The sequence below is a fragment of the Mixta mediterraneensis genome (assembly GCF_030283135.1).
Lineage (GTDB): Bacteria > Pseudomonadota > Gammaproteobacteria > Enterobacterales > Enterobacteriaceae > Pantoea > Pantoea mediterraneensis.
On the sequence record NZ_JASUAZ010000037.1, the window covers coordinates 1 to 26684 of the forward strand.

Here is a 26684-nt window from a genome sequence, read left to right on the forward strand (position 1 = left end):
CCTGATATTTCCGCAGCGTCAGCGTGGCGTTGGTGCCACCAAAACCAAAGCTGTTAGACATCACCGTTGTTAACGTTTTTTCAGTCGGGCTGGTGACGATATTCATGCCCTCTGCCGCCGCATCCAGCGATTCAATGTTGATGCTTGGCGCGATAAAGCCGTGCTCCAGCATTAACAGGCTGTAGATCGCTTCCTGCACGCCTGCCGCACCCAGTGAATGGCCGGTCATGGCTTTGGTTGCGGAAATGTATGGTGTGTTATCACCAAACACTTCGCGGATGGCACCCAGCTCTTTCACATCGCCCACCGGCGTTGACGTCCCGTGGCTGTTCAGGTAATCGATTGGCGTATCAACGCCCTGCATCGCCATCTTCATACAGCGTACCGCGCCTTCACCCGATGGCGCGACCATATCTGCACCGTCTGAGGTCGCACCGTAGCCAACAATTTCAGCGTAGATGTGCGCACCACGCGCCAGAGCATGTTCCAGCTCTTCGACAACCACCATACCGCCGCCGCCTGCAATAACGAAACCATCACGTTCGTTGTCATAGGTACGTGACGCTTTTTCTGGCGTTTCATTGTATCGGGTAGACAGCGCGCCCATGGCATCGAATTCACACGCCATTTCCCAGCACAGCTCTTCACCACCACCGGCAAATACGATGTCCTGTTTGCCTAGCTGAATTTGCTCAACCGCATTACCGATGCAGTGCGCAGAGGTGGCGCAGGCAGAGCTGATGGAGTAGTTAACACCGTGGATTTTGAACGGAGTGGCCAGGCATGCGGAGACGCCTGACGCCATCGCTTTGGTCACCACGTAAGGGCCAACCGCTTTCAGGCCGCGTGGGCTACGCATCGCGTCTGCACCGAATACCTGATAACGTGGCGAACCGCCGCCGGAGCCTGCAATCAGACCAACGCGCGGATTATTCTGGTAAGCTTCATCGCTCAGGCCAGAATCTTTAATTGCTTCTTCCATGGAAAGATAAGCATAGATGGACGCATCACTCATAAAACGCACGATTTTGCGATCAATAAGGCCGGTGGTATCCAGTTTAACGTTACCCCAGACGTGACTACGCATGCCGGAATCTTTCATCTCTTGAGAAAATGTGATGCCTGAACGGCCTTCACGCAGAGATGCCAGCACCTCTTGCTGGTTATTACCAATACTGGAAACGATCCCCAAGCCAGTAATCACTGCACGTTTCATTCAACCTTCCTCTTCCACTTCTTTTGGATTGACGTGCACTTTAGCTTACACTTGTACGCCGAACAAGTCCGATCAGCCATTTCCTTTTGTAAATTTGCGTCATGTCACACGGGTCGTTAGAATCGCGCCATTACCTGAAAAACGAGCCTTTTCCGTGAAATTAACCCCGGTCGAACACGCCCAGCTTAACTGGAATGAACAGGGTACACCTGTTTCCCGAGCCTTTGAGGATGTCTATTTCTCAAATGAAAACGGTCTGGAAGAAACGCGCTATGTCTTTCTTGGCGGCAATGAATTTCCACAGCGCTTCGCCCAACACGAGCGCTCCCTGCTGATTGTTGCTGAGAGCGGGTTCGGCACCGGGCTCAATTTTCTGACACTGTGGCAGGCGTTTGAGGCGTTTCGCATGGAACAGCCCAACGCCATCTTGCAGCGCCTTCACTTCATTAGCTTTGAGAAGTTTCCGTTAACGCAAAGCGATTTAATCGCGGCCCATCAGCACTGGCCAACGCTGACGCCCTGGGCAGAACAGTTGCAGCAGCAATGGCCAATCGCCCTGCCCGGCTGTCAACGCCTGCTTTTTGACGAAGGTCGTGTCACCCTTGATTTGTGGTTAGGCGATATTAACGCGCTTATTCACACGTTTGATGACAGCCTGAATCGTCAGGTGGACGCGTGGTTCCTGGACGGTTTCGCGCCATCGAAAAACCCGGATATGTGGACGCCTGAATTATTCAGTGCCATGGCAAAAATGGCGCGTCCCGGCGGAACGTTCGCCACTTTCACTGCTGCGGGATTTGTGCGTCGTGGATTGCAGCAGGCGGGCTTTAGCGTGACGCGGCGCAAAGGATTTGGGCCGAAACGTGAAATGTTGTGCGGCCAGCTTGCCGCTGCGCCTGCGTGCCCGTTACGTCAGCCATGGTATGCCCGTCCGGGGTTACAGGTCCATGAAATTGCGCTTATCGGGGGCGGTATTGCCAGTGCGACCTTAGCGCTGGCATTGCTGCGTCGTGGCTGGCGCGTCACGCTATATTGTGCCGATGAAGCCCCCGCGCTTGGCGCTTCTGGCAACCGGCAGGGTGCGCTTTATCCTTTGCTTAATCAGCATGATCCGGCGCTGGCCGCTTTCTTTCCTGTCGCGTTTAGTTTTGCGCGCCGTTTTTATGAAAAGCTTCCGGTTCAGTATGAACATCACTGGAGCGGCGTGTTGCAGCTGGGCTGGAATGAAAAAAGCGCGACTAAGTTCGAACAGATGATCAGGATGGATTTGCCGGATGCGTTAGCGTACGGCGTCGATCAACAGCAGGCAGAAGCGCTGGCGAACCTGAAGCTGGGCTGCGGCGGAATTTTTTATCCGCAAGGCGGCTGGCTGTCTCCCGCAGAACTCACTGCTGGCATGCTCGCACATGGTGAAGCACAGGGTCTGCGTATTCACTGGCTGCATCGTCTTAGCCAACTGGAATATAAAGAGGAAAGCTGGAGGTTAACCTTTGCCGATCGCCCCACGGTTCAGCATCACGCGGTAGTGCTGGCGAACGGACATAGCCTGACTGATTTCACGCAAACTGAACAGGTGCCGGTTTACGCAGTAGCAGGCCAGGTCAGCCACGTGCCGTCCACACCGGAGCTGGATATGCTGCAAACGGTCCTGTGTTACGACGGCTATTTGACGCCGGTTAGCCCGCAGTTTGGCACGCATTGTATCGGTGCCAGCTACCATCGTGGTGAAACCGAAACCGCGTATCGTGAGAGCGATCAACAGGAAAACCGCGCGCGCCTGATCGCCTGTCTGCCAGAAAGTCATTGGCCGCAGCAGGTTGATGTCAGCGCCAGAGAAGCGCGTATCGGCGTACGGTGCGCAACCCGTGACCATTTACCCATGGCAGGAAGCGCGCCAGATTATGCCGCAACGTTGAAGCAATATGAGGATTTACCCGCCCAGCGTGCGCAAAATGCAGCCATCGCCGACGCGCCATCTTATCCTCAACTTTATCTGTTTGGCGCGCTGGGCTCGCGCGGTTTATGCAGCGCGCCGTTAGCCGCAGAGGTGCTGGCAGCACAACTGACAGCAGAACCGCAGCCTTTAGATGCAGCAACCCTGGCGGCGCTTAATCCGAATCGTTACTGGGTGAGGAAACTCCTGAAGGGCAAAAAAGCAGGATAAGGGCGGCGAACCGCCCTGCATACTCAGGCCGACTGGCGCGCCTGCAAAAACAGATTGTCCCATATGCCAACCACCAGCGCCTGATCGCGGGGTGATAATTCACCTGCGGCGATGGCGTTTTGCAGACTGCGGGTGACCTGAATCTGTAACGCTTCTGGCGTATGCTCGCCCAGTTGATCCACTTCGGCAACCGCCAGCGTGAGGTGGCCGCGCAGATAACCGCTGGCAAATAGCTCATCGTCACTGGCGTGTTCAACCATGTCGTCAATTAAGGCCAGAATACGCGCTTCAAATTCTGCGACCATCTCAATTCCTCTTTTTGATAACCTTCAAAGTCACAGATCTTCCGGCCAGGAAAACTGTGAAGCCGTCAAGGAAGGTCTGCCATAAAATTCAGCTAATGCTGCAATAAAACGCGCGGGTCGTGCAGGAATACCCTGCTCCAGATAAGACATGACCTGAGCATGGACTTTACGCTGAAAAGCAATGCGATCCGGCTCACACTCCCCGTCGAGATTGTCACAACTGACATTGAAGGGGAAGCCTGCCGCCATACAAAACATCCACTCCAGCGCCTGTGGCTTCACCTCTACCGCTTCAAACTGGCTTTGCGTCAGCGCGTCGCGGCCATCCGGGCAGTACCAGTAACCAAAATCTACCTGTTTTCGTCGGGCTTCACCGGCAATACACCAGTGTGAAATTTCATGCAGTGCGCTGGCATAAAAACCATGAGCGAACACCACACGATGCCAGGGCGATTCGGCATCAGCGGGAAGATAAATGGGTTCGTCATCTCCTTTAATTAGACGGGTCTGAAAGTCGTCGCGGAAACAGCGATCAAACAGCGTAATCAACTGTTCGTAGTGATGGGGAGGATTCATATGTTTATTTACTGTCATCTGGCGTTATCCGTTACGCATGCAGCGTGGTCAGCCACGCCATAATATCACTGCCGTGATTGTCCCACAGCAGTTTGGCGCTCATTACCGCTGAGACAATTACCACCATAGGACGGATTAATTTCTGCCCGCGCGCCAGCACCAGCCGTGCGCCAAGACGAGCGCCGCAGAATGCACCGAGCATCATAATTACGCCCGTTCCCCACACCACTTTGCCGCCAAACATAAAAAACAGCAGGCTGCCAACGTTAGAAGTGAAGTTAAGGATTTTGGCATGCGCCGTGGCTTTCGCCAGATTAAAGCCGCATAGCGTCACGAAGGCCAGCGCATAAAAGGAACCTGCGCCAGGGCCGAAAAAACCATCGTAGAAGCCGATACAGCCACCGCCTACTAGCGCATAGGGCAACCCGTACAGGCGACGAGCGCGATCCTCTTCACCGATACGTGGCATTAACAGAAACCATAACCCAATCGCAATCAGCAGCAGCGGTAGCACCTGACGCAGCATATCGGCCTGTAACCGTTGAATCAGTATGGCTCCCAGCACCGAACCGATGAAGGTCATGGCAATATTTAGCCATTGCTCTTTTAATTTGACCGCGCCGCGTCGTACAAAATAGAGGCTGGCAGAGAACGAACCACCGACAGATTGCAGTTTGTTAGTTGCCAGTGCCTGCGCGGGAGAGAGGCCCGCCGCTAACAGGGACGGGACGGTTAACAACCCGCCGCCCCCCGCAATCGAATCAATAAAGCCAGCCAGCATGGCGACAAAGAACAGCAGCCCAACCAGTAGTGGGCTGACGACAAACCAATCCATAATGTCCCTTACAGTAAATGTTTATCCAGCAACGCCTGACAAGCCGCAGGCAGCGGCGGGGGTTCGCGTTTCACAGGCGCTGAACCTGGCTGCTTCGGCAGAAACCAGCTTTGCAGTTCCGCGCCACAGCCATCACCCGGCGGGGGTGGCGCTTGATCGATACATTCACTGCTTCCTTGCGGGCAATGCAGACGCACATGCATATGCGCGCGGTGAGCAAACCAGGGACGTACTTTGCGCAGCCAGTCTCGATCCGCCCCGGCATCAGCACAAAGTTGCTTTTTAATCGCGGGATTAACAAAAATGCGCGCCACTTCATCATCTTTCGCAGCCAGTTTAATCAGGCTGTCAATTTCGGGTTGCCAGTGACGCGTCCGCACACGTTTATCGTCGGGCGCAACCAGATCAAGCGGCTGCGGTTTCAGTAATTGTTGCGCCGTCCAGCGCGTTTTGGGCAGTTGCAGCCAAATATCCACATCCAGCCCGGTCTGGTGGCTGGCGTGACCACTGCTAAAACGTCCACCTGCCGCCATACCCATATCGCCAATCAGCACATTGCCCAGTTGCAGATTATGCGCCTGGGTCGTTAAGCGCTGAATAAACTGAATCAGATCGGGATGACCAAAGTAGCGACGCTGATCCTGACGCATCACCTGGTAATTCGGCGAATTAAGTGGCAGCGCCTGCGCACCCACGATGCAGCCATTGGCAAAGCTACCGACAGAGACCGGCGCACCCGCAATCGGATGCTGAATGCGCTGCCAGGGCGTTGCCGCCAGACTGGTTGCGCTGAGCAGTAGCGCGGAGAGGGCTAACAGGAGACGTTTCATGCAATTACCAGCGTGGTACGGAAGAATTGACGTCAGCGCACTGCGCGCGCTGGCGCAGCAGATGATCCATCAGCACAATAGCCATCATGGCTTCGGCAATCGGTACGGCACGAATACCTACGCACGGATCGTGTCGGCCTTTGGTGATCATTTCCACTTCTTCGCCATCACGGGTAACCGTTTTACCCGGCACGGTAATGCTGGAGGTCGGTTTCATCGCCAGATTAGCGCTGATTACCTGACCGCTGCTGATGCCGCCAAGAATGCCGCCTGCGTGATTGCTCTGGAAACCGTCAGCGCGAATTTCGTCACGATGCTGGCTGCCGCGCTGGTTTACCACCGCAAAGCCGTCGCCAATCTCAACGCCTTTCACTGCGTTGATACTCATCAATGCGTGCGCTAAATCGGCATCCAGCCGATCAAATACCGGCTCACCCAGACCCGCTGGCACGTTTTCAGCCATCACGGTAACTTTCGCGCCAATGGAATCGCCCTCTTTCTTCAGGCCACGCATCAACTCATCCAGCGCGTCCAGCTTGTCAGCGTCCGGGCAGAAGAACGGATTTTCTTCCACGATACGCCAGTCTTTCAGCTCACAAGCCACATCCCCAATCTGCGCCAGATAGCCGCGTACCACAACGCCGTGCTTCATTTGCAGATACTTTTTAGCGATAGCCCCCGCCGCCACGCGCATAGCGGTTTCGCGTGCGGAAGAACGGCCGCCACCGCGATAATCGCGCATGCCATATTTTTGTTCGTAGGTGTAATCCGCATGGCCTGGTCGGAACAGATCCTTGATCGCGCTGTAATCCTGAGAACGCTGGTCGGTATTTTCGATCAATAAACCAATTGAGGTGCCAGTGGTGATGCCTTCAAACACACCGGACAAAATTTTCACCTGATCCGGTTCCCGGCGCTGCGTGGTATAGCGCGACGTACCGGGGCGACGACGATCAAGATCGTGCTGAATATCCGCTTCAGTGAGCGGAATACCTGGCGGCACGCCATCCACAATGCAGCCCAGCGCAATGCCGTGGGATTCGCCAAAGGTTGTTACTCGAAAAAATTGTCCGATGCTGTTTCCGGCCATTTTGTTTCCTTGTTACGGTTCAACAGGCGAATACTCGCCCCGCTTTCAGTCTTTGAAAAAAGAAAAATGATGTTGCGCGTCAACGATCTGCTGGCGCGTCAGCATAAATACACCGTCGCCACCGTTGTCGAATTCCAGCCAGGTAAACGGCACATCGGGATAGTGCTCGATCATATGCACCATGCTGTTGCCCACTTCACAAATCAGGACGCCCTGCTCGCTGAGGTAATTTGGCGCGCAGGCAAGAATGCGGCGCACCAGTTTCAGCCCATCGCTGCCTGCTGCCAGTCCGAGTTCCGGCTCATGACGATATTCACCTGGCAGATCATCCATGTCTTCCGCATCAACGTAAGGCGGATTGGTGACGATTAAATCGTATTTCAGTTCAGGCAGGCCACGGAACAGGTCAGCACGAATTGGCGTAACGTTGTGCATCAGGCCATGATCTTCAATATTTTGTTCAGCAACCGCCAGCGCATCTGTGGAAATGTCCACGGCATCCACTTCAGCTTCCGGAAAAGCGTATGCGCAGGCAATCGCAATGCAGCCGCTGCCGGTGCACATATCAAGGATATGGTGCGGCGTGTCACTGACCAAACCGGCAAAACGGTTTTCAATCAGCTCGCCAATCGGCGAGCGTGGCACTAATACTCGCTCATCCACATAAAATTCATGACCGCAAAACCAGGCTTTGTTGGTCAGGTAGGCGACCGGAATGCGCTCATTAACGCGGCGAATAACCCGCTCGACAATCCGATGACGCTCGCTGGCGGTCAGGCGCGCATTGCGCATATCTTCTGGTATATCAAGCGGTAGCCAGAGCGACGGTAAGACTAGTTGAACGGCTTCGTCCCAGGGATTACCTGTGCCATGTCCGTACCAAATCCCGGCAGCAGAGAAGCGACTAACCGCCCAGCGCAGCATATCCTGAATAGTGTGCAGTTCGTTCACTGCCTCATCGACGAAAATTTTGTCCACGCAGCCCTCCGCAGGCCATTTGCTAAATCGGCCGATAGTGTGCCATGAAGCCATGGAGAATTCAGCGCAGCGAGGTGAAAAAGCTGACATTTAATGACACTTAACGGTAAGGTAGCGTATTCCCTGAAAACCAACCTTTTCTGACACACTTTACCCGCCATGAGTAAAAAAACACGCCTCAGCCAGGACGATAAAGCGCTGTTTCGCCAGTTGATGAGCGGAACACGTAAGTTGAAACAAGATACGATTGTGCACAAACCCGTGGTGAAAACCCGCGAAGTGCCGACAAAACGGTTGCTTTCTGAGCAGGCCGATAACAGCCATTATTTTTCTGATGAGTTCCAGCCGCTGCTATCAACCGAAGGCGCAACACGCTATGTACGCGCCGATGTCAGCCATTTTGAATTGAAAAAATTGCGTCGTGGTGATTACACACCAGAAATTTTTCTCGACCTGCATGGCCTGACCCAGCAGCAGGCCAAGCAGGAACTGGGCGCGTTAATTGCCGCCTGCCGACGCGAACATCTGTTTTGCGCCAGCGTAATGACCGGTCATGGTAAACATATTTTGAAACAGCAAACGCCGTTATGGCTGGCTCAGCACCCTTTTGTGATGGCTTTTCATCAGGCACCAAAGCTATTTGGCGGCGACGCAGCGCTGCTGGTAATGATTGAAGTAGAGGAATGGCAACCGCCCGAGCTGCCTTGAGAAGGGATTGGGCCGCTGATTCGGCCCACAGACATTAAATGGCTTTCGCCAGTTTTGCAGGACTTACCTGCCACAATAATTTGCCTTTACTCTGAACGGCATCAAAATCCACACAGGCAATAGCGGAAGTGGCAAACATCGGCGGCGTTTCCTGCGGACAGAGTTCAGAAACCAGATAACCCACTAATGGTAAATGCGAAATCACTAGCGCCGATTTCACCCCCTCGTTCGCCAGCGTCTGTAGATAGCAGGCCACCAGCCCCGGATCGCCGCCCGGCGTTAATTCAGGTAAAACGTCCTGCCCGGCAGGCAAGGATAATGCTTCACGTACCGTTGCGAGCGTTTGTTCAGCGCGCAAATACGGACTCACCAGAACGCGTTCAATATCCAGCGTCTGACCGTTGAGCCAGCCCGCCATTTGGCGTGATTCGTTACACCCACAAAGCGTCAGAGGTCTGACCGAATCGCTTGCGGCTTCCAGAGCTGCATCGCCGTGACGCATGATAAAAACTTGCATAAAGCACCGCTGTTGTTTGTCGACATCACCAGACGCCAGCGCGTCTGGCTTATCATTCTGCGAATGAACGCCGTGTTGTACCTTAATGGCTTCAGTATAGTCAACCGGTTGTTTATTAAATAAGCACATCTCAGAATCGTGCTGTGCCGCAGACGCTGATGAGACCCTGCCAACCCGCTGAATCAGTAAGGTTATTCTGCCCGCCCTAAGAAATGTAAAATTTCTTCTGCTGCTGAGCCAGGTTTTCCAGAGCGTCACAAGGTATAAAACGATCGCCATATTGCTGCTTAAGGCGGCTTAATGTATTAAGCGCCTCAGCTGCATCAAGCTGGTCAAGGTAGCGGAACGGTCCCCCGAGGAAGGGAGGAAACCCGATGCCAAAAACAGCACCAATATCCCCATCGCGTGGCTGCCGAATCACCTCTTCATCCAGACAGCGTACCGCTTCATTTAACAACATCATCACACAGCGTTCGGCAATTTGCGCTGCGCTTTGCTTCACCTGCGGTTTTATTCCCAGCAACGCATACAGCGAAGGATCAGCCTTTCTCTGCTGACCACGATGCGATCCATATAAATAAAATCCTTTACCATTTTTGCGCCCTTTTCTTCCATCTTTGAGTACGGCGTCAAACGCGTCGGGTGCAGCAAAGCGATCGCCATAAGCCTGCTGTAAAATCGGAATGATTTTGCTGCCGACATCAATACCCACTTCATCCAGTAACTGAATAGGCCCGACGGGAAAACCAAACTTCACCAGCGCACGATCAATATGATCGATCGGCTCGCCTTCCAGCAGACAGCGCATCGCTTCATTTATATAGGGTGCCAAAATGCGGTTGACGTAAAAGCCCGGCCTGTCTGCCACGATAACTGGCGTTTTGCCTTGTTTCCGCGCCAGCGCCACGGTGCTGACCAGCGTTTCCTCCGATGTCCCGCCATGTGGAATCACCTCTACCAGCGGCATTTTATCTACCGGGCTGAAATAGTGCAGGCCAATGACATTCTCGGGGCGCTGTGCTTTCGCCGCTATATCAGCAATAGGTAATGACGAGGTATTAGAGGCGAATATAGTGTGCGGCTGGCAATGTTCTTCCACTTCGCGGACCATTTGCTGTTTCAGAGCCAGCTCTTCAAATACCGCTTCGATCACCATGTCGCGCTGCGTAAAGCCTTGATAGTCAATGCCTCCCGTAATGCGCGCCAGCTGCTGCTGACGTTGTGCCTCGCTGATATAGCGACGTTTTACCTTTTCGCTCAGCAATTCCCAGCAGGTTTGCAGCGCATGATTGACGCCATTCAGATGGATGTCTTTGATCCGCACCGATAATCCGGCATTAATGGCGCTGACGCTGGCAATTCCTCCCCCCATCAGGCCGCCACCTAAAATGCCGACGCGCTGAATAATTTTCGCTTCGCCATTACCGCCCTGCTCTTTTTTCATGGCCGTTGAAGCAAAAAACAGACTACGCAGCGCAGCTGATTCTTTCGTCATCGCCAGTTCGCCAAACGCCTGAGCTTCGGCATCATGCCCGGCCCGGCTGCCCTGCTCCAGCCCGATACGCACCACGTCAATAATACGTTTTGCCGCTGGATAATTGCCGTGCGTTTTGCGGTCAGTCTGACGCTTTGCCAGCGCAAACAAAACCTGGCGGGCGATGGGTCCCTGTAATAAACGCTCGCGCATTGGTAAGACGCGCGCGCTGTTTTTGCCTTTTTTCACTCGCTCAATCGCAGTTTCCAACAGGATCGCCTGCGGTACAGCATCATCGACCAGCCCCAGTTTACGTGCCTGCTTAGCGCGCAGGGTTTTCCCGGTAAGGATCAGCGGCAGCGCCTGCTGTATGCCAATCAGATGCGGTAATCGCTGCGTGCCGCCCGAACCCGGCAATAAACCTAACTGCACTTCTGGCAGTCCCAGCCTGGTTTTATCGTCCAGCGAACAGATGCGCGCATCACAGGCCAGCGCCAGCTCCAGGCCGCCACCCAGACAAGCGCCATGAATTGCCGCCACCAGCGGAAAAGGTAGTGCCGCAAGTGAAGCCATTACTTCCTGGCCTTGCCGCGCCAGCGCTTCAGCTTCCTGCGCTGTCTGGCAACGATCGATCATGCTAATATCCGCCCCCGCTACAAAATTGTCCGGCTTGCCAGAGATCAACACTAATCCTGCCAACTGTTTATCACGCCGCGCTTCGGCAATGATGGCAGCAATCTGCGCGGCAAATTCAGCCTTGAGCGTATTCATCTTTTCGCCCGGTACGTCAAGGGTAATAATACCCACGTGATCGAGGCGCATCTGTAAATGAAAAGCGTTCTGTTCCATTATTCGGCCTCCAGAACCATTGCCGCACCTAATCCACCCGCTGCACAGGCGGTCACCAGGCCTAAACCACCACCACGTCGCCGTAGTTCCTGTAAAGTTTGGGTGATCATACGCGCACCGGTGGCGGCGAAAGGATGACCATAAGCAATAGAGCCACCGAGCACATTGAAACGTTCTTCGTTCACTTCGCCCAAAGCGTGTGGACGGTTGAGCACCTCGCGAGCGAAACGTTCGTCGCGGAACATCTGCAGGTTGCTCAGCGTTTGTGCCGCGAAGGCTTCATGCATGTCAATCAGGGTTAAATCGTTTAGGGAGAGGCCAGCGCGATCTAACGCCAGCGGCGAGGCATAAGCCGGGCCGAGCAGCATATCTTGCCAGACATCAATTGCGGTAAAAGCGTAGCTGCGCAGATACCCCAGCGGTTTAAGTCCCAGTTCGCGTGCACGGCCTTCACGCATCAAAATTACTGCGGCGGCGCCATCGGTAAGCGGGGTACTGTTTGCGGCAGTAACTGTGCCATGCTGGCGATCAAACGCCGGACGCAGCCGCGCATAATCCGCGGGTTTCGCATCTCTACGCACGTTATTGTCTTGCTCAATCGGCGCTTTCCACGGTGGGACAAAAACCGGCATCACTTCCTGGCTCAGCACACCGGATTGCCAGGCTTTGGCGGCACGTTGATGAGAACGCAGCGCCAGCGCGTCTTGTGCTTCACGCGTGATGCCATGACTTTTTGCCATTTGCTCAGCCGTATCGCCCATGCGTAAACCGGTCGAAAACTCTGCCACCGCAGGCGGAACGGGCAGCAGATCACGTGGCCGCAGACGGCGCAGAATATGGAGTTTTTGCCTGAAGCTGCGCGCTTTGTTCATATCCACCAGCGCACGCGCCATCGTTTTGCTGACACCGATGGGCAGCACAGAAGAGGAATCCGCACCGCCCGCAATGCCCGCCGAGATTGTTCCCGCCAACAGACTTTCGGTGACATTAGCCACCGCCTGAAAACTGGTCGCGCAAGCGCGGCTAACGCTGTAAGCATCGGTATGCACACTTAAGCCGCTACTGAGAACCACTTCACGGGCGATATTGGGCGCTTCTGGCATTTGCACGACCTGACCAAACACCAGCTGTTCAATCACCTCTGCGGATAATTCGCTGCGCGCCATCAGTTCGCTTATCAACATGCGGCCTAACTCAACCGCCGGAATGCCATGAAAGCCGCTAGCCTGCCGCAGGAAAGGTGTACGTAATCCGTGGGTTATGGCGATGCGCTCGCCATCACGCGTCAGCAGCGACTGCGCTTTGCTCATTGTTTTCACCTGTAAATCGGGACCGGGGCATCATTGCCGAAAGAGGTCTGACCTGATCAACAGTGTTAACCACAAGCGGTTACCCCGCCAATATCGAAAGGAAAAATTTGCGAAGGGAAACACGAAAATGAAAAACGCCGCGATAAGCGGCGTGAGCGGATTAACGCAGGCTGAGCTGAAAAATCAGGGTTTCAGCCTGGCAGGAGAAAGTAAAACCTGCCTCTAATTTAACGCCGTCTGCTTCTTCGCTGAAACGCGCATCAATATCGCAAGGTTCAGATTCAACCTGACGCGCCTTTTCGCTCAGGCGCTGCAATTTTGTTTCAGCGTCGGCACGTTGCGCAAACCATTCGGTCCAGGTTGCGGTACAGTCGCTGTTATCTATAACGGTGCCGACATCGACACAACAGCAGGCTGCGGTTTCGTTTGCACTGCATTTTTTAATGGCATCAGACATCTTTTTCTCCTGACGATTAATTCGACAAGCTGCGTAATTTTCAGTCCGAAATTTTACGCCTTCAGGATGATTTGCGCTATGACTGCCTCGCTAAGTGACGAATATCACAATAAAAATTGACCAAAAACAAATATGAATCGTTATGCTGTGTTCGCTTCTTCTGCTTTTGTTAAGTGGATCGAATTTTCATCGATCAATCAAGAAATATTTTAAAAACAATATTGCAACACACACACAGGTCGGACCTATACTTGCCGCACTGGTCTGATATGTACGTTTGACATCAGTCCCTACAATCCGCCGTCCCTTGTTACGCGTCGTCATAGCGTTAAATAATAATTCACATGAGGTTGTGGTCATGAGCCATAAAAACCTGTTTGCAAAGTCAGCCGTGGCGGCTGCAATAGCGCTTGTCTCTTCACACGTTTACGCAGCTGGGTTTCAATTAAATGAATTTTCTTCGATTGGTTTAGGACGCGCCTATTCTGGTGAAGGCGCAATGGGTGATACCGCCGCATCGGCCAGCCGTAACCCGGCGACGATGGCGTTGATGAATCGCCCTTCTTTCTCCATTGGCGCGGTGTATATCGATCCCGACGTGAATATCAACGGCACCAGCCAAAGTGGCCGCAGCCTGAATGCCAGTAATATTGCGCCAAGCCAATGGGTGCCCAATATCCATTACGTGCAGCCCGTTAACGATCAGTGGTGGATTGGCGCCTCTGTGACATCTAACTATGGCCTGGCCACCGAATTTAATAACGGCTATACCGCAGGTGGCTATGGCGGTAAAACCGATTTAGTGACCGGCAACCTTAACCTCAGCACCGCATACCGGTTGAATGAGCATTTCAGCGTAGGTGTCGGCTTTGATGCAGTATATGCAAAAGCCAAAATTGAGCGCTATGCCGGTGAATCGGGCGCCGCGTTGGGCGTTCCGGCGGATACACAAATTGCCCGCCTGAAAGGTGATGAATGGGGTTATGGCTGGAACGCCGGCATTTTGTATGAAGTAGATGAAAATAATCGCTTCGGCTTTACCTATCGTTCCGAAGTGAAAATCGACTTTGATGGCGATTATAAGAGCAACCTGCCCACAGCACTTAATGCCGTCAATAATCCGATGCAAACCGGTATTCCTTACGGCACAGGCGGCATGACCGTCCCCGGCGCATTAACCCTGAATCTGCCAGAAATGTGGGAATTGTCCGGCTGGCATAAAGTGGCCCCTCAATGGGCGGTGCATTACAGCATGGCGTACACCAGCTGGAGTCAGTTCCAGGAGCTGAAAGCCACCGGCTCAAACGGCCAGACATTGTTCTATAAAGATGAAAGCTATCGCGATGCTTATCGGCTGGCGTTGGGGACAACGTATTTTTACGACCAAAACTGGACGTTCCGTACCGGTATCGCCTTTGATGATAGCCCGGTTCCGGCAGACAAACGCTCGATTTCCATTCCCGACCAGGATCGTTTATGGCTGAGCGCCGGTGCGTCTTACGCCTTTAATGATGACGCGTCAGTGGACCTGGGCATTTCCTATATGCACGGTCAGCACGTCACGGTGAGAGAAGGCCCCTATACTTTCAACTCTACCGGTAAAGCCTGGCTGTATGGCGCGAATTTCAACTACAAATTCTGATAGCGCGGCACCATCAAAAAAGGCGACTCACTGGAGTCGCCTTTTTTATTTCGCCTCGATTACTGCGAGTCGATGTCCTGCAGATCACCCTGAATCGCCGCAGCGTTTGGGTTTTCTTCCGGTTTCAGCTTGCCACCGCGCGCCAAAAAGTCGTGACGCTGGAAGTAAGCGTTACGGATAAAGGCATACGGATCGTTCTGCTGTTTCAGGATCGCATCGGAATCCAGCAGCTGCGCCCGCGTCTCAATCCCTTCAAGCGTCCATTTACCGATCGACATCGGCCAGGTCAGCCAGCCAAGGATGGGATAAAGCGTGTCGACGTAATCACCGCCATCCTGACGCACGGTGAAGCTCCCGTACGCAGGTAGTTCAACATACGGACCGTAACCGACGCCGTAATGTCCGAGCGTGGTGCCGAAACGGTGCGGCTCTTCACGTGCCAGCTCCGGGTTCGCTTTAGCCGCCACATCAATAAAGCCCCCCAGACCCAGCACGCTGTTAAGGAAGAAGCGTGTGAAGTGAATGCCTGCATCACGCGGATTGCCCACCAGAATAGCGTTCACCATGCTGGCTGGTTCTTCCAGGTTGCCAAGAAAATTACTGAGGCCGGTACGCGCCGGCACCGGCACATAATCGCGCCATGCCACTGCAACAGGACGCACCACATAGGGGTCCAGCACGTTGTAGTTAAAGTTAAACATCGTGCGGTTAAAGCCTTCGAACGGATCACTGCGCTGCGCAGGCTCGTTGTTTTCAGGCTTTGAACTGGCACAACCCACCAGAAGTACACTGGCCACAACCAAACTGGTCAGGCGATAATTCATTCCAATCTCCCTGTGCGGATGAAAAGTGTATACCCAAAATACTTCAGGTTGCAGGAATACGGCGAACCTGCGCATTCCCTGGAGCAGAGATCACTCTGAGCCAGGGAGCAACAGACAATACCTACGCATCTGCAGTCTGAAGTATGACTGGTATATCGCTTCAGGGCTGCTGCTGATTAATTTCCACAGCCACATGCTGATGACCATCCCAGGGCGTTATCTCGCTCAGACCAAACCAGTCTCCTGACTGCGGATTGGCACTGCCATCGCGGGAAATTCGCACCCGAACCTGTACCTGATGCTGCGCCGACAGTAGGCGATCTTGCATCATGGCGTTACTGTCATCCAGCGTCAGCGATAACGGAAAGTGGCTTAGCGGCATACGCTTAACGGCCACAGGCACCGGTGATACACCGTCAGAAACAGAAATATACATGACTCCGCCTTGCGGTAACATTTTTTCTGCCTGCGGTGCTAAAGTCACCGATAATGCCAGCCGGTTATCCTGCTGTCCTGCATCGGTTTTTGCTTGCTCAATGCTGCGCGCGATCATCGTGCGGCGCTGATCGTCAACCGGTAACAACGTCAGCATGGTTTGCCAGGCACTTATCGCCTGATCGTACTGTTGCTGTTCAAACGCATTAAACGCCAGCAGGCTTAATGTACGGATATTATTATGATCGTCCTTAAGCAGATCACGCAAAATTAAGCCCGCCTGACGATTATCCTGCTGATCGCTGGACCGGGTTAATACTTCGGCATAGTCCTGTTTTAATTCAAGATTATTTGGTGCCAGCTGTAAGGCATGTTCAAAAGCCTGGCTGGCAAGAGTGGCGTTATTCAACACCATGCCGAGGCGTCCTAACATCGCCCAGTCATTGCGGTTATTCGGCTCAGATTGCAGCGCGCTGCGCAGGCCCAGCTGCAAATGCGCCAGCTCTTCCATGCTCAGCGGTTTGGCTTGCGGGTCCATCACGCGAGCACGTAGCGCTGGGTATTCCTCCTTTACCTGCATCCAGTCGCGCATCTGCGCCAGGCCGCCGGTTTTCAGATACGTTCCCAGCGATACAACGATTAACGCTATGACACCTGGTACAAGTATCCAGCGGCTGCTGCTGTGTACTGAAGCGACCTTACCGGGAGGAATATCCGTTAACAGCGTTTGTTGCAGCTCACGTTCCATCACGGGCCGTTCAGCCACCACGCCCTGCGCTTCATCCTGCGCCAGCTCATCCATTCTTTGCTGGTAAAAATCTTTATTCAGGCGATCGCGATCGCCATTACTGGCCTGACGTTGACGCCAGCCGGCGCTAAGAAACAGCGCACAGGCCGCCAGCAATAACAGTAAAAGGGTGATCCAAAATGCACTCATTACGGCTTCCTGTCTGACTTCAAAATCGCGTCAAGACGCTGCTGTTCGCTGTCGTCCAGTTCGCTGCGCGTTTTACGTTGGCGGCTGCGCAAAATAATGATTAATCCCCCTAACACCACAAACAGCGCTGGCCCAACCCAAAGAATGAGCGTTGATGGCGTAACCGGCTGCTCATAGGTCACAAAATTGCCGTAACGCGCCACCATATAATTGATGATTTGCTGGCGGCTTTGGCCCTGCTTCATCAGCTCGTACACTTTGAGGCGCATATCAGCGGCAATCATTGCATTCGAGTCAGCAATGCTGTTGTTCTGACATTTCGGGCAGCGCAGTGAAGCGGTTAAATTGCGGTATTGTTCTTCTTGCGCCACCGAATCAAACTGATAGGTGTCGATAGCAGCCCACAGGCTGACGCTAAACAGCATGCCACAGATACATAAAATAAGGCGTGTCATGCGCCCGCCTCCGAACTGTATTTGATCCATAGCGGTTTCACTTCCTGCAGCCAGACGCGCGCATTCATGTCACCCGCGTGGCGATAACGGATAATGCCCTTACCGTCGATCAGGAAGGTTTCCGGCGCGCCATACACACCCAGATCGAGACCGAGCATACCGTTACCGTCATATAAACTCAGCGCGTAAGGATTGCCGAGCGTATTTAGCCAGGTCACCGCTTTGCTGCGATCGTCTTTGTAGTTCAGACCCACCACACGAATGCCTTGCTCTGCCAGCGTGTTCAAATATTGATGTTCCGCGCGACAGGTCGGACACCAGGTCGCCCAAACGTTAAGGAGAATCGGTTTACCGTCTGTCAACACGCCCTGGTCGTAAATCTTGCCGGGTTGATCCAGCGCTTCAAGCTTAAACAACGGCACCGGTTTACCGATTAACGCGGATTCAAGACGCGTGGGATCGTCGCCCTTCGCGTTACGCGACAGCTGCCACAGCAGAACCGCCGCCAACAACAGGAAAAAAGCGAATGGAATAAACAGTATTTTTTTGTTCATGCCAGATCCTCGCGTTGGGCTTTTTTACGCGAGCGGTAGCGTGGATCGAGCAGGCAGAACAGGCCGCCCACCGCCATAAACACGCCGCCGAACCAAATCCAACGCACAAAGGGTTTGTAATAAATACGCACCGCCCACGAACCGTCATCAAGCTGTTCGCCCAGCGCCGCATAGAGATCGCGTGTAAAGCCGCCATCAATTGCCGCTTCGGTCATCATGGTACGCGCAGCAGTGTAAAAACGTTTTTCGGCTTGCAGTACGGCTTCCGGCTTACCGTTGCGTGAGACATCAATAATACCGGCCCCGCCGCTGTAGTTCGGCCCCTGCAGATTCTGCACCCCGCGGAAGACAAAGTGATAGCTATGTATATCGACGCTGTCACCGGCCTTCATACGGATGTCGCGCTCAACGCTATATTGAGTGCTGAACGCAATCCCAATCACCGTAACGCCAACCCCGAGGTGACCCAGCACCATACCCCAGTGGCTGCGTGTCAGATGGCGCAAACCTGCGAAAAAAGGGTGACGATGCGTGGCGCGCTCGTGCAGCTCCAGCAGCGTCAGAACAATAATCCACACCGACATCAGCAGACCTACCACGGTCATCGCTTCAATACGATCCTGCAACCACCAGGGCATAAAAATCGAAAAAGCCAGCGTCACGATCAGCGCCAGCGCCAGGCGTTTCGCCAGCTTCTGTGGTTCATCACGCCGCCAGCGCACCAGCGGCCCGATGCCGAGCATTAAAGCAAAGGGTGCCATCAGCCAGGTAAACATAGTATTGAAGAAGGGTTCACCCACCGAGATGCTGCCAAGGCCAAGTTGCTTGTGTACCAGCGGCAACAGCGTCCCCAGTAAAACCACCAGCATCGCTGCAATCAACAAAACATTATTGCCTAGCAGGAATGATTCGCGTGACCAGGCATCATTTTGTACCCGGCTGCGCACCTGCCCGCCTTTAATCGCGTACAACAGCAGGGAGCTGCCGATGACGATAATCAGGAAAGCCAGGATAAACATACCGCGCGCCGGATCGGAAGCGAACGAATGAACCGATACCAGCACCCCGGAACGTACCAGGAAAGTCCCCAACAGACTCAGTGAGAATGCGGTAATCGCCAGCAACACCGTCCAGGCCTTAAAGGTGCCACGTTTTTCCGTCACCGCCAGCGAGTGTATCAACGCGGTGCCCGCCAGCCACGGCATAAAAGAGGCATTTTCCACTGGATCCCAGAACCACCAGCCGCCCCAGCCAAGTTCGTAGTAAGCCCATGCCGAGCCCAGTACGATGCCGATGGTAAGAAACACCCAGGCGGCGGTTGTCCATGGCCGTGACCAGCGCGCCCAGGCAGTATCGAGTCGCCCAGCCATCAGCGAGGCAATCGCAAAAGCAAACGCCACCGAGAAGCCAACGTAACCCATATACAGCAGTGGCGGATGGAAGATCAGGCCGATGTCCTGCAGCATTGGGTTGAGATCGCGACCATCAATCGGGAAATCTGGCAAGGTGCGGGCAAAGGGGTTTGAGGTGAAAATGATAAACAGCAGAAAGCCAAGATTGATCATGCCCATTACCGCCAGCACGCGTGCCAGGGCATCCTGCGGCATACCACGGCTGAACCGCGCTACCGCTAATGTCCAGGTACTGAGCAGTAAAACCCACAGCAAAAGCGAACCTTCATGCGCCCCCCAGGTAGCGGCGATACGGTAATAGACCGGTAACAGCAAGTTGGAGTTAGTCGCTACGTAACCGACAGTAAAGTCATTCAAGATGAAGGCGTAAACCAGCAACATAAATGCCGCGGCAATGCAGGCAAACAGGCCGTAAGAGAGCGGGCGCGCCATCGCCATCAGGCGAGCATCCTGCCGCTGTGCTCCCCACAACGGATAAATACTCAGCAACAGAGAAATCCCCAATGCCAGGCAGAGCAGAAAACTACCAATTTCTGGCATCATGATTGTTTACCCGGTTGTTGATAGGTGGACTGCGGCCCGGTGTGATTCTTTTTCATCGCGTCTTCTATTTCTGGCGGAGTGTATTTTTCGTCATGCTTAGCCAGCACTTCTTTTGCATTAACCAGGTTGCCTTTTTCCAGCACGCCCTGCGCAACTACGCCCTGCCCTTCGCGGAACAGGTCCGGCAAAATGCCTTCAAAGCTAACGCTGACCACGCCGTTGGCGTCGTAGAGCTTAAACGAAACGGCAAGGGTTTGCGGATTGCGTTTAACGCTGCCCGGCATCGCCATGCCGCCAACGCGCAGACGCTGGCCTGGCTCTGGCTTCTGATGCGCTTCGCCTTTGCCATATAAAATTTCGCTCGGGGTATAAAACAGATCAATGTTGGAACGTAGCGCATACATGACCAGCGCAGTAGCAAGTCCAAGCCCGACTAAAATCGCCACGACAACATAGAGACGATTGCGACGGCGGATATTCACATGGTTTCTCCTGCCGCTTCACTGGCGGCTTTTTTAGTTTTCGCCGCGCGAATACGACGCTCTCTGGATTCACGCTGGCGAATCTCCGTCAGCAAACGGCGGCGCAGCAACAGCGTGTGCAGCACCAGACCCACTAAAGGAATAACGGTAAACACAACGGCCAGCCAGACGTAAAAGGCGTATCCCCCCATGGCGAAGAAGTCGTGCCAGGAAGCAAATGCAGGCATCATACTTTGCGTCCTCCATTCGCGACGCCGACAGCCCAGGGGCGATGACGTTCCGTTAACAGGATCAGATTACGTAAACGCATTAGCGTTAAGGTGACAAACACCAGCAGATACCCCAGGATTGCCCAACGCAGCGGCGAACGCATCACAGGCGCAATGGCCTGCTGCAATATGCCAGAAGATCCCTGATGCAGGGTATTCCACCACTGGACTGAGAAGTGAATGATCGGCAGATTAACCACGCCAACCAGAATCAGAATACCGGCGGCTCGCCCGGCCGTTCGACGATCGTCAAACGCGTGATAGAGCGCGATTACGCCCATATAAAGGAAGAGCAAAACCAGTTCCGAAGTGAGGCGCGCATCCCAGATCCACCAGGTCCCCCACATTGGCTTCCCCCAGGCGGAGCCGGTTACCAAAGCAATAAAGGTAAAAACGGCGCCAACAGGTGCCATCGCGGCCGATACCAAATCGGCCATTTTCATCTGCCAGACCAGGCCGATAAAAGCAGCGATGGCCATTGAGGCATATACCCCCATCGACCACATCGCCGCCGGAACGTGAATGTACATGATGCGGAAACTGTTACCCTGCTGATAATCCGCAGGCGCATAACCGAATCCCCAGGCCCAGCCGAGCAGCAGCGTAGCGATAGCCGCCACTGCAAACCACGGCACTAAGCGCCCGCATAACTGATACAGCCGCTCGGGCCTGCCCAGTTGATGTAACCATTTCCACATGATGACTTGCTCACATTAAAAATAAATTTGTTATCGCCACGTCTATAGCGTGTGCGATTCAGTGCAACGTAATACGTAATGCGGCGGCGGTGGCAAACGGGGCTAAGGTGGCGCTCGCCGCCAGCATCGCGCCCAGAATGGCCAAATAGCCGCTGACAGGTAAACCCTGCCCTGCCGCATCTATCGCCGCGCTGGCAAAAATCAGTACGGGAATCGCCAGCGGTAACACCAGCAGACTAAGCAGCACGCCGCCGCGACGTAATCCCACCGTTAACCCAACACCAATTGCCCCGAGAAAACTTAAGGTTGGTGTGCCTAGCAGTAGCGTCAGCGCCATGGCGCTCCAGCCGCGAAAATCCAGAGACAACAGCAGCGCCGCCAGTGGTGATAGCACAATCAGTGGTAATCCTGTTACCAACCAATGCGCAATGACTTTACCCACTACCGTCAGCGGCAGCGGCGCAGGCAACAGTAAGAGTTGCTCCAGCGAGCCGTCGATAAAGTCATCGCGGAACAAACGCTCCAGCGCCAGCAGCGAGGCCAGCAAGGCCGCTACCCACGCCACGCCCGGCGCGATGCGTGCCAGCTGCTGCGGATCGGGTCCAATACCAAGCGGGAATAAGGTAATCACAATCAGGAAAAACCACAGCGGGTTAATCACTTCTGCGCCGCTGCGAAAGGCAATGCGGAGTTCGCGCTGAATAACCGGCATTAACATTAAATTAGCTCCGCACCGCTCAGGCGAATTTTACGTATGCTGGCATGGCTGTTGGGTAAATCCTGGTGCGTGGTCAGAATCACCGCACCTCCGTTATCGGCATGTTGAGCGAATTTCGTCATTAATTTTTCTACGCCCGCTTTGTCAATGGCAGTTAAAGGCTCATCCAGAATCCACAGTGAAGCGCGGCTCAACCATAATCTTGCCAGCGCCACGCGCCGCTGCTGTCCCGCTGAAAGCTGTGCTACCGGCACTTCTTCGTAGCCGAGCAGATCAACGCTTTCCAGCGCGTCAAAAATCTGTTCGTCATGACAATCGCGATGATAAAAGCGCAGATTTTCCAGCGGCGACAGCACTGCTTTCACGCCAGCGTGGTGACCAAGATACAGCATCGTCTGATGCCAGACTTCGCGTTGCTGGTGGATGGGTCGGGATTGCCATCTGACCTCACCCTGCTCAGCCCGGCTCAGGCCAGCCAGCAGGCGCAGCAAAGATGTTTTACCTGCACCATTCGGTCCTTCAATTTGCACAATATCACCTGCCGCCACGCTGAACGTGAGCCCGTGAAAAAGGGTGCGCTCGTCGCGAACACAAGAAAGATTAATGACTTCCAACATGAAGGGAAAATCGCGCCAGATAAATGAGGCCAGGATAATACCACAATGATGCTGTGGGCCGAAGCCCAGGCAGGCGCCTCAGATTCCGCATTGTGCAAAAAACAAGCAGGGTTAAATCGTTGTTACTCTTATTCTTATCGACAGTTACATTTTAGCCGAGCCAAAACCGTCTACGCTTATTACGCGTTGGCATTGTCACCAGGAGAAAATATGAAGCATTCATCAGGCATTGATCAGGGCCACAATGATGTGGATAGCGAAGAAAAAGAAAAAGGCACCGATATTGAAGTCGATGAAGAAGCGCTCCCATCCCGTGCCGCCGCGATACATGAGGAGATACGCCAGGACGGCGAAAAAGAGCTGGAACGTGACAGCATGGCCTTGCTGTGGTCGGCCATTGCAGCCGGATTATCCATGGGCGCCTCCCTGATGGCGAAAGGCATTTTTCTGGTCCATCTCGACGGCGTACCCGGCGCATTTTTGCTGGAGAATTTAGGCTATACCTTTGGTTTTGTCATTGTCATTATGGCACGCCAGCAACTGTTTACAGAGAACACCGTTACCGCCGTTTTGCCTGTCATGCATAAACCGACATGGAGCAATGGCGGGCTGCTGCTGCGTTTGTGGGGAATTGTGTTGCTCGGCAACCTAATCGGCACCGCTCTGGCTGCCCTGGCGTTTAATGAAATGCCAGTTTTTGATGATGCGACGCATCATGCCTTCACGACGATCAGCCAAAAAGTGATGGAGAACACGCCAGGGGAGATGTTCGCCAACGCGGTAATCGCAGGCTGGATTATTGCCACGATGGTATGGATGTTTCCTTATGCTGGCGCGACTAAGCTGTTTGTTATCATAATGATGACATGGCTGGTTGCGCTTGGCGACCTGGCGCATATCGTGGTGGGCTCGGTGGAAGTGCTCTATTTAGTCTTTAGCGGTGCGATCGCCTGGCAAGAATTCTTCTGGCCTTTCGCTCTGCCGACACTGCTGGGCAATATCACCGGCGGCACGCTAATCTTCGCCTTAATCAGTCATGCGCAAATTCGTAATGATATGAGCGAACTGGCCGCCGCTAAGGCTAAGGCAGAGCAAAAGAAGGCCGGGAAACGCCGTCAGGAAGAGCAACAGGAGCACTAATTGTCGATGGAATGAGCAAACGCACGTCGGCGTGGTTAATTTGGCGTATAACTGCGCTATACTGCCCGCCGACGTCCCCTTAGTTAAATGGATATAACGAGCCCCTCCTAAGGGCTAGTTGCAGGTTCGATTCCTGCAGGGGACAATACCCTTTCATTTCATCACGTTTCAACACACTTCACCCCCTCCCTTAAAACCAGTAAAATCAGGGGTTGACGCCTTGAACATGGTTTCAGTTCATTTCATGACATTACATGATTCTGATGGTATCGTTGATGGTACTCACGGTTCGATAAGCCGATACCATCAACTGACAACAAAGATTACCCTCCATGGCACTAAATGAGCTATCACCTAAGAAAGTTGAAAACGCTAAACCCAAAGAAACAGACTACAAACTGACGGATGGGGGCAGCCTGTATCTTTTAGTTAAAAAGAACGGGACCAAGGCATGGCGAATGAACTACAGATTTAACGGCAAACAAGCTACGCTGGCTTTGGGCGTTTTCCCAGACGTTTCGCTGGCACTTGCCCGTAAGCGCAGAGATGAAGCAAGGCAACTTTTAGCCGACGGTGTTGACCCCAGAGTATCTAAAAAAGCAGCGCCAACAGAACCCACATCGGCTACATTCCAGACAATCGCTTTAGAGTGGCATAAAGGCTCTATAGGCCATCCCTCATGGAAAGAGATTACTCGCATTAAAATTTTAAGAGAAATGGAAAATCATATTTTCCCATTTATCGGAAATAAACCCATCGATTCATTAAAAACAAGTGATCTGTTGCCGTTATTGGTGAGGATGAGTGATCAGGGAATTGGAGCGACAACAGGAAGAGTGAAAACTACTCTTGCAAGTGTTTTCCGGTACGCTATTCAGCGTGGAATTGTTGAATACAACCCTACCCATGATCTACGAGGAGCAATTTCCAGCCCCAAAATAAAGCATCGCCCTGCACTTCCACTAGAACGATTACCAGAGTTAATATCAAAAATTGATAGCTATACAGGGAGACCGTTAACTAAGTTGGCGGTATTATTTTCCCTTCATACTTTTGTTCGCTCTAGTGAACTGAGACACGCAAGATGGGAGGAAATTAATTTTGAAACTGCAATGTGGACTATTCCTGCTCAAAGAAAAAGAATTGAGGGGGTAAAATATTCAGAGCGTGGGGCAAAAATGGGTAGTATTCATTATGTTCCATTATCTAATGAAGCTATTGATGTTCTCGAAGCCATTAAAAAAATAAGTGGTGAGTATGAGCTTATTTTCCCCGGAGATAGTAACCCTTACAAGCCGATGAGTGAGAACACAGTTAATAAGTCATTGAGGATTATGGGGTACGACACACAGGCGGACATTTGCCTTCATGGATTTAGAGCAATGGCGTGCTCAGCCCTGACAGAATCAGGATTATGGTCTAGGGATGCAGTTGAACGGCAAATGAGCCATCAAGAACGAAATGAAGTACGAGCGGCTTATGTTCACCTGGCACAACACATGCAAGAACGCCGTAGAATGATGCAATGGTGGTCACATTATATAATCAGCAATTGTGAAAGTTATATTGCGCCCTATGAAATTAGTGAAAAACCATTGGCAACGCTTAAGGTGGTAAAATAATGAGCAAACATAACGAAAAAAACATTTGGAAACGTAACGGCTTAGCCCCATTAGAATATTGCTCTATATCAAGAGCGGCAAAAATACTCGATTGTGAAATTGATGATATATTCCACTGGTGTTATACAGGAAAAATTAACCTCTGCTTAAATTTTCAAAAAATATATTATTTCTACATTCCATTCTTAAAATCCGATGGTAATATTTTAGAGCAAGTTGAAACTCTCAATCTTGAAGCTCTGCCATCTGCAAATGGCATACCATACATTTTCTCAGATAAATTTAAGTCAGGTTATTTTTACATACCTGAAAAATTTCATTTAGTCGAAACCGAAGAACATTATTTGGTACAAACATACCTTAATGGAATATGGCCTGTAGATGGAAACATTTTATCTGCAATAAATACGGGATTAATGGATTCAATTGAACTTTCTTTATTTAGTGAAGAAAATCCCGAATTTAAATCAGAAGGGGAAAGGTTTCAACTCATTTCTCCAATTTTGATAAATAATCAATTTTCTGGGAAATTAAAGAACTGCGTAGAGGGTGATATTAAATACTTACAGTATCTTTGCGAGCACGCTCCTGATATAAACGACAAACACTATCAGCTTCAAATTACTGGTTACTATATTGAATATATAAATAAACATGCTTTATCTGGCACACACATGCCTGTAATAAGCAAGGATAAAGATACAAGAACATTAACCTCATATCAAACAACTGAAACGCCGAAAGTCAGAACTACAGCGAAGCAATCAACCTATATAGCATCCCTAATGAATGCTTTGGGAGTAACGGAAGAAATGATGAGATTTTCATCTATTACTCAAATAAAAGATCATCTGAGCAGAAAAGCAGGCCCCGAAATGGAACTACCTGAAATCACTGATGATACTTTAGATGACTGGCTTCAAAGGGCAGGTAAAAGGTAGATAATTTTTGATAATTCTGACGAGTTTTCAAAAACTCCGCGCATTGCTGCACATCTAAAAGTAGCCTGCATCCGTTCGTTTCATTA

27 protein-coding genes and 1 tRNA gene are annotated in these 26684 nt (G+C 52.5%); 7 read left to right on the forward strand and 21 right to left on the reverse strand.

What is annotated here, in order from left to right; all coding sequences use genetic code 11:
• On the reverse strand, positions 1–1216 hold a 1216-nt coding region (gene fabB, locus QRY16_RS16910; RefSeq protein WP_289777419.1), incomplete at its 3' end, for a beta-ketoacyl-ACP synthase I.
• Between the two features lie 154 nt (positions 1217–1370).
• Between fabB and mnmC the strand changes: the two genes are divergently transcribed.
• Positions 1371–3380, forward strand: a complete 2010-nt coding sequence (gene mnmC, locus QRY16_RS16915) for a bifunctional tRNA (5-methylaminomethyl-2-thiouridine)(34)-methyltransferase MnmC2/FAD-dependent 5-carboxymethylaminomethyl-2-thiouridine(34) oxidoreductase MnmC1 (RefSeq protein ID WP_289777420.1) — start codon at positions 1371–1373, stop codon at positions 3378–3380.
• Positions 3381–3403: 23 nt separating this feature from the next.
• Here the strand turns inward: mnmC and QRY16_RS16920 are convergent, their stop codons facing one another.
• The 6 genes from QRY16_RS16920 to prmB are packed head-to-tail and all read right to left on the reverse strand — an operon-like array spanning position 3404 to position 7994.
• Positions 3404–3685, reverse strand: coding sequence for a YfcL family protein (locus tag QRY16_RS16920; RefSeq protein ID WP_289777421.1), 282 nt, complete (start codon positions 3683–3685; stop codon positions 3404–3406).
• A 30-nt stretch (positions 3686–3715) separates the two neighbouring features.
• A complete protein-coding gene (locus QRY16_RS16925) occupies positions 3716–4261 on the reverse strand; it encodes an elongation factor P hydroxylase (protein ID WP_193404997.1) in 546 nt (181 codons plus the stop codon).
• Positions 4262–4292: 31 nt separating this feature from the next.
• Positions 4293–5096 carry a sulfite exporter TauE/SafE family protein gene (locus QRY16_RS16930; protein ID WP_289777422.1) on the reverse strand — a complete coding sequence of 268 codons (804 nt, stop codon included), beginning with the start codon at positions 5094–5096 and terminating at the stop codon, positions 4293–4295.
• An 8-nt stretch (positions 5097–5104) separates the two neighbouring features.
• Entirely contained in the window at positions 5105–5926 is an 822-nt protein-coding gene (mepA, locus tag QRY16_RS16935) for a penicillin-insensitive murein endopeptidase (protein WP_289777423.1), read from the reverse strand.
• Positions 5927–5930: 4 nt separating this feature from the next.
• Positions 5931–7016, reverse strand: coding sequence for a chorismate synthase (aroC, locus tag QRY16_RS16940; protein ID WP_289777424.1), 1086 nt, complete (start codon positions 7014–7016; stop codon positions 5931–5933).
• A gap of 45 nt (positions 7017–7061) precedes the next feature.
• Complete coding sequence (gene prmB / locus QRY16_RS16945; protein ID WP_289777425.1) at positions 7062–7994, reverse strand: 50S ribosomal protein L3 N(5)-glutamine methyltransferase; 933 nt, start codon at positions 7992–7994, stop codon at positions 7062–7064.
• A gap of 159 nt (positions 7995–8153) precedes the next feature.
• Here prmB and smrB point away from each other — a divergent pair, with 159 nt between their 5' ends.
• A complete protein-coding gene (smrB, locus tag QRY16_RS16950) occupies positions 8154–8702 on the forward strand; it encodes an endonuclease SmrB (protein ID WP_289777426.1) in 549 nt (182 codons plus the stop codon).
• A 34-nt stretch (positions 8703–8736) separates the two neighbouring features.
• Here the strand turns inward: smrB and sixA are convergent, their stop codons facing one another.
• From sixA to QRY16_RS16970, 4 genes are all read right to left on the reverse strand, one after another.
• Complete coding sequence (sixA, locus tag QRY16_RS16955; protein ID WP_193404755.1) at positions 8737–9219, reverse strand: phosphohistidine phosphatase SixA; 483 nt, start codon at positions 9217–9219, stop codon at positions 8737–8739.
• Positions 9220–9424: 205 nt separating this feature from the next.
• Positions 9425–11542, reverse strand: a complete 2118-nt coding sequence (gene fadJ, locus QRY16_RS16960) for a fatty acid oxidation complex subunit alpha FadJ (protein ID WP_289777427.1) — start codon at positions 11540–11542, stop codon at positions 9425–9427.
• Positions 11542–12852: an acetyl-CoA C-acyltransferase FadI gene (gene fadI / locus QRY16_RS16965; protein ID WP_289777428.1), complete on the reverse strand. Its 1311-nt coding sequence runs from the start codon at positions 12850–12852 to the stop codon at positions 11542–11544. Before fadI ends, fadJ begins: the two co-directional genes overlap by 1 nt.
• Positions 12853–13012: 160 nt before the next feature.
• Positions 13013–13309, reverse strand: coding sequence for a YfcZ/YiiS family protein (locus QRY16_RS16970; protein ID WP_289777429.1), 297 nt, complete (start codon positions 13307–13309; stop codon positions 13013–13015).
• A 358-nt stretch (positions 13310–13667) separates the two neighbouring features.
• Here QRY16_RS16970 and fadL point away from each other — a divergent pair, with 358 nt between their 5' ends.
• A complete protein-coding gene (fadL, locus tag QRY16_RS16975) occupies positions 13668–14951 on the forward strand; it encodes a long-chain fatty acid transporter FadL (RefSeq protein ID WP_289777430.1) in 1284 nt (427 codons plus the stop codon).
• Between the two features lie 59 nt (positions 14952–15010).
• Here fadL and mlaA read toward each other — a convergent pair whose 3' ends face one another.
• From mlaA to ccmA, 10 genes are all read right to left on the reverse strand, one after another.
• A complete protein-coding gene (mlaA, locus tag QRY16_RS16980) occupies positions 15011–15775 on the reverse strand; it encodes a phospholipid-binding lipoprotein MlaA (RefSeq protein WP_289777431.1) in 765 nt (254 codons plus the stop codon).
• A 160-nt stretch (positions 15776–15935) separates the two neighbouring features.
• Complete coding sequence (gene ccmI / locus QRY16_RS16985) at positions 15936–17147, reverse strand: c-type cytochrome biogenesis protein CcmI (RefSeq protein WP_289777432.1); 1212 nt, start codon at positions 17145–17147, stop codon at positions 15936–15938.
• The gene (locus QRY16_RS16990; protein WP_289777433.1) at positions 17147–17602 is read right to left on the reverse strand and encodes a cytochrome c-type biogenesis protein; all 456 of its coding nucleotides are present in this window, start codon (positions 17600–17602) and stop codon (positions 17147–17149) included. Before QRY16_RS16990 ends, ccmI begins: the two co-directional genes overlap by 1 nt.
• Positions 17599–18156 (reverse strand): DsbE family thiol:disulfide interchange protein, encoded by a 558-nt coding sequence (locus QRY16_RS16995; protein WP_193404748.1) that lies wholly within the window; start codon positions 18154–18156, stop codon positions 17599–17601. The genes QRY16_RS16990 and QRY16_RS16995 overlap by 4 nt, the downstream gene beginning before the upstream one ends.
• Entirely contained in the window at positions 18153–20111 is a 1959-nt protein-coding gene (locus QRY16_RS17000; protein ID WP_289777434.1) for a heme lyase CcmF/NrfE family subunit, read from the reverse strand. The genes QRY16_RS16995 and QRY16_RS17000 overlap by 4 nt, the downstream gene beginning before the upstream one ends.
• The gene (gene ccmE / locus QRY16_RS17005) at positions 20108–20593 is read right to left on the reverse strand and encodes a cytochrome c maturation protein CcmE (RefSeq protein WP_289777435.1); all 486 of its coding nucleotides are present in this window, start codon (positions 20591–20593) and stop codon (positions 20108–20110) included. The genes QRY16_RS17000 and ccmE overlap by 4 nt, the downstream gene beginning before the upstream one ends.
• The gene (gene ccmD, locus QRY16_RS17010; RefSeq protein ID WP_289777436.1) at positions 20590–20823 is read right to left on the reverse strand and encodes a heme exporter protein CcmD; all 234 of its coding nucleotides are present in this window, start codon (positions 20821–20823) and stop codon (positions 20590–20592) included. The genes ccmE and ccmD overlap by 4 nt, the downstream gene beginning before the upstream one ends.
• Positions 20820–21560, reverse strand: a complete 741-nt coding sequence (locus QRY16_RS17015) for a heme ABC transporter permease (RefSeq protein ID WP_289777437.1) — start codon at positions 21558–21560, stop codon at positions 20820–20822. Before QRY16_RS17015 ends, ccmD begins: the two co-directional genes overlap by 4 nt.
• A gap of 58 nt (positions 21561–21618) precedes the next feature.
• Positions 21619–22278, reverse strand: a complete 660-nt coding sequence (gene ccmB / locus QRY16_RS17020; RefSeq protein WP_193404743.1) for a heme exporter protein CcmB — start codon at positions 22276–22278, stop codon at positions 21619–21621.
• A complete protein-coding gene (ccmA, locus tag QRY16_RS17025) occupies positions 22278–22895 on the reverse strand; it encodes a cytochrome c biogenesis heme-transporting ATPase CcmA (RefSeq protein ID WP_289777438.1) in 618 nt (205 codons plus the stop codon). Before ccmA ends, ccmB begins: the two co-directional genes overlap by 1 nt.
• Before the next feature lie 210 nt (positions 22896–23105).
• Between ccmA and QRY16_RS17030 the strand changes: the two genes are divergently transcribed.
• The 4 genes from QRY16_RS17030 to QRY16_RS17045 all read left to right on the forward strand — a co-directional run bounded on the left by QRY16_RS17030 (position 23106) and on the right by QRY16_RS17045 (position 26598).
• Entirely contained in the window at positions 23106–24035 is a 930-nt protein-coding gene (locus QRY16_RS17030; RefSeq protein ID WP_289777439.1) for a formate/nitrite transporter family protein, read from the forward strand.
• A 73-nt stretch (positions 24036–24108) separates the two neighbouring features.
• Positions 24109–24180 (forward strand) — tRNA-Arg (locus tag QRY16_RS17035).
• Between the two features lie 187 nt (positions 24181–24367).
• Positions 24368–25657 carry a tyrosine-type recombinase/integrase gene (locus tag QRY16_RS17040; RefSeq protein WP_289777440.1) on the forward strand — a complete coding sequence of 430 codons (1290 nt, stop codon included), beginning with the start codon at positions 24368–24370 and terminating at the stop codon, positions 25655–25657.
• Positions 25657–26598 (forward strand): hypothetical protein, encoded by a 942-nt coding sequence (locus QRY16_RS17045; RefSeq protein ID WP_045330942.1) that lies wholly within the window; start codon positions 25657–25659, stop codon positions 26596–26598. The genes QRY16_RS17040 and QRY16_RS17045 overlap by 1 nt, the downstream gene beginning before the upstream one ends.
• Positions 26599–26684 lie beyond the last annotated feature (86 nt).

What these genes read in the sequence shown, in the direction of transcription:
- ccmI (WP_289777432.1), bottom strand. Translation starts at nt 17,147, where the DNA reads ATGAGTGCATTTTGGATCACCCTTTTACTGTTATTGCTGGCGGCCTGT.
- QRY16_RS16990 (WP_289777433.1), bottom strand. Translation starts at nt 17,602, where the DNA reads ATGACACGCCTTATTTTATGTATCTGTGGCATGCTGTTTAGCGTCAGC.
- QRY16_RS17030 (WP_289777439.1), top strand. Translation starts at nt 23,106, where the DNA reads ATGAAGCATTCATCAGGCATTGATCAGGGCCACAATGATGTGGATAGC.
- QRY16_RS17040 (WP_289777440.1), top strand. Translation starts at nt 24,368, where the DNA reads ATGGCACTAAATGAGCTATCACCTAAGAAAGTTGAAAACGCTAAACCC.
- QRY16_RS16970 (WP_289777429.1), bottom strand. Translation starts at nt 13,309, where the DNA reads ATGTCTGATGCCATTAAAAAATGCAGTGCAAACGAAACCGCAGCCTGC.
- QRY16_RS16930 (WP_289777422.1), bottom strand. Translation starts at nt 5,096, where the DNA reads ATGGATTGGTTTGTCGTCAGCCCACTACTGGTTGGGCTGCTGTTCTTT.
- QRY16_RS17045 (WP_045330942.1), top strand. Translation starts at nt 25,657, where the DNA reads ATGAGCAAACATAACGAAAAAAACATTTGGAAACGTAACGGCTTAGCC.
- QRY16_RS16925 (WP_193404997.1), bottom strand. Translation starts at nt 4,261, where the DNA reads ATGAATCCTCCCCATCACTACGAACAGTTGATTACGCTGTTTGATCGC.
- QRY16_RS16920 (WP_289777421.1), bottom strand. Translation starts at nt 3,685, where the DNA reads ATGGTCGCAGAATTTGAAGCGCGTATTCTGGCCTTAATTGACGACATG.
- mepA (WP_289777423.1), bottom strand. Translation starts at nt 5,926, where the DNA reads ATGAAACGTCTCCTGTTAGCCCTCTCCGCGCTACTGCTCAGCGCAACC.
- ccmA (WP_289777438.1), bottom strand. Translation starts at nt 22,895, where the DNA reads ATGTTGGAAGTCATTAATCTTTCTTGTGTTCGCGACGAGCGCACCCTT.
- ccmB (WP_193404743.1), bottom strand. Translation starts at nt 22,278, where the DNA reads ATGTTAATGCCGGTTATTCAGCGCGAACTCCGCATTGCCTTTCGCAGC.
- fadJ (WP_289777427.1), bottom strand. Translation starts at nt 11,542, where the DNA reads ATGGAACAGAACGCTTTTCATTTACAGATGCGCCTCGATCACGTGGGT.
- aroC (WP_289777424.1), bottom strand. Translation starts at nt 7,016, where the DNA reads ATGGCCGGAAACAGCATCGGACAATTTTTTCGAGTAACAACCTTTGGC.
- ccmD (WP_289777436.1), bottom strand. Translation starts at nt 20,823, where the DNA reads ATGATGCCTGCATTTGCTTCCTGGCACGACTTCTTCGCCATGGGGGGA.
- QRY16_RS17015 (WP_289777437.1), bottom strand. Translation starts at nt 21,560, where the DNA reads ATGTGGAAATGGTTACATCAACTGGGCAGGCCCGAGCGGCTGTATCAG.
- smrB (WP_289777426.1), top strand. Translation starts at nt 8,154, where the DNA reads ATGAGTAAAAAAACACGCCTCAGCCAGGACGATAAAGCGCTGTTTCGC.
- mlaA (WP_289777431.1), bottom strand. Translation starts at nt 15,775, where the DNA reads ATGAATTATCGCCTGACCAGTTTGGTTGTGGCCAGTGTACTTCTGGTG.
- fadI (WP_289777428.1), bottom strand. Translation starts at nt 12,852, where the DNA reads ATGAGCAAAGCGCAGTCGCTGCTGACGCGTGATGGCGAGCGCATCGCC.
- QRY16_RS16995 (WP_193404748.1), bottom strand. Translation starts at nt 18,156, where the DNA reads ATGAACAAAAAAATACTGTTTATTCCATTCGCTTTTTTCCTGTTGTTG.
- QRY16_RS17000 (WP_289777434.1), bottom strand. Translation starts at nt 20,111, where the DNA reads ATGATGCCAGAAATTGGTAGTTTTCTGCTCTGCCTGGCATTGGGGATT.
- sixA (WP_193404755.1), bottom strand. Translation starts at nt 9,219, where the DNA reads ATGCAAGTTTTTATCATGCGTCACGGCGATGCAGCTCTGGAAGCCGCA.
- fadL (WP_289777430.1), top strand. Translation starts at nt 13,668, where the DNA reads ATGAGCCATAAAAACCTGTTTGCAAAGTCAGCCGTGGCGGCTGCAATA.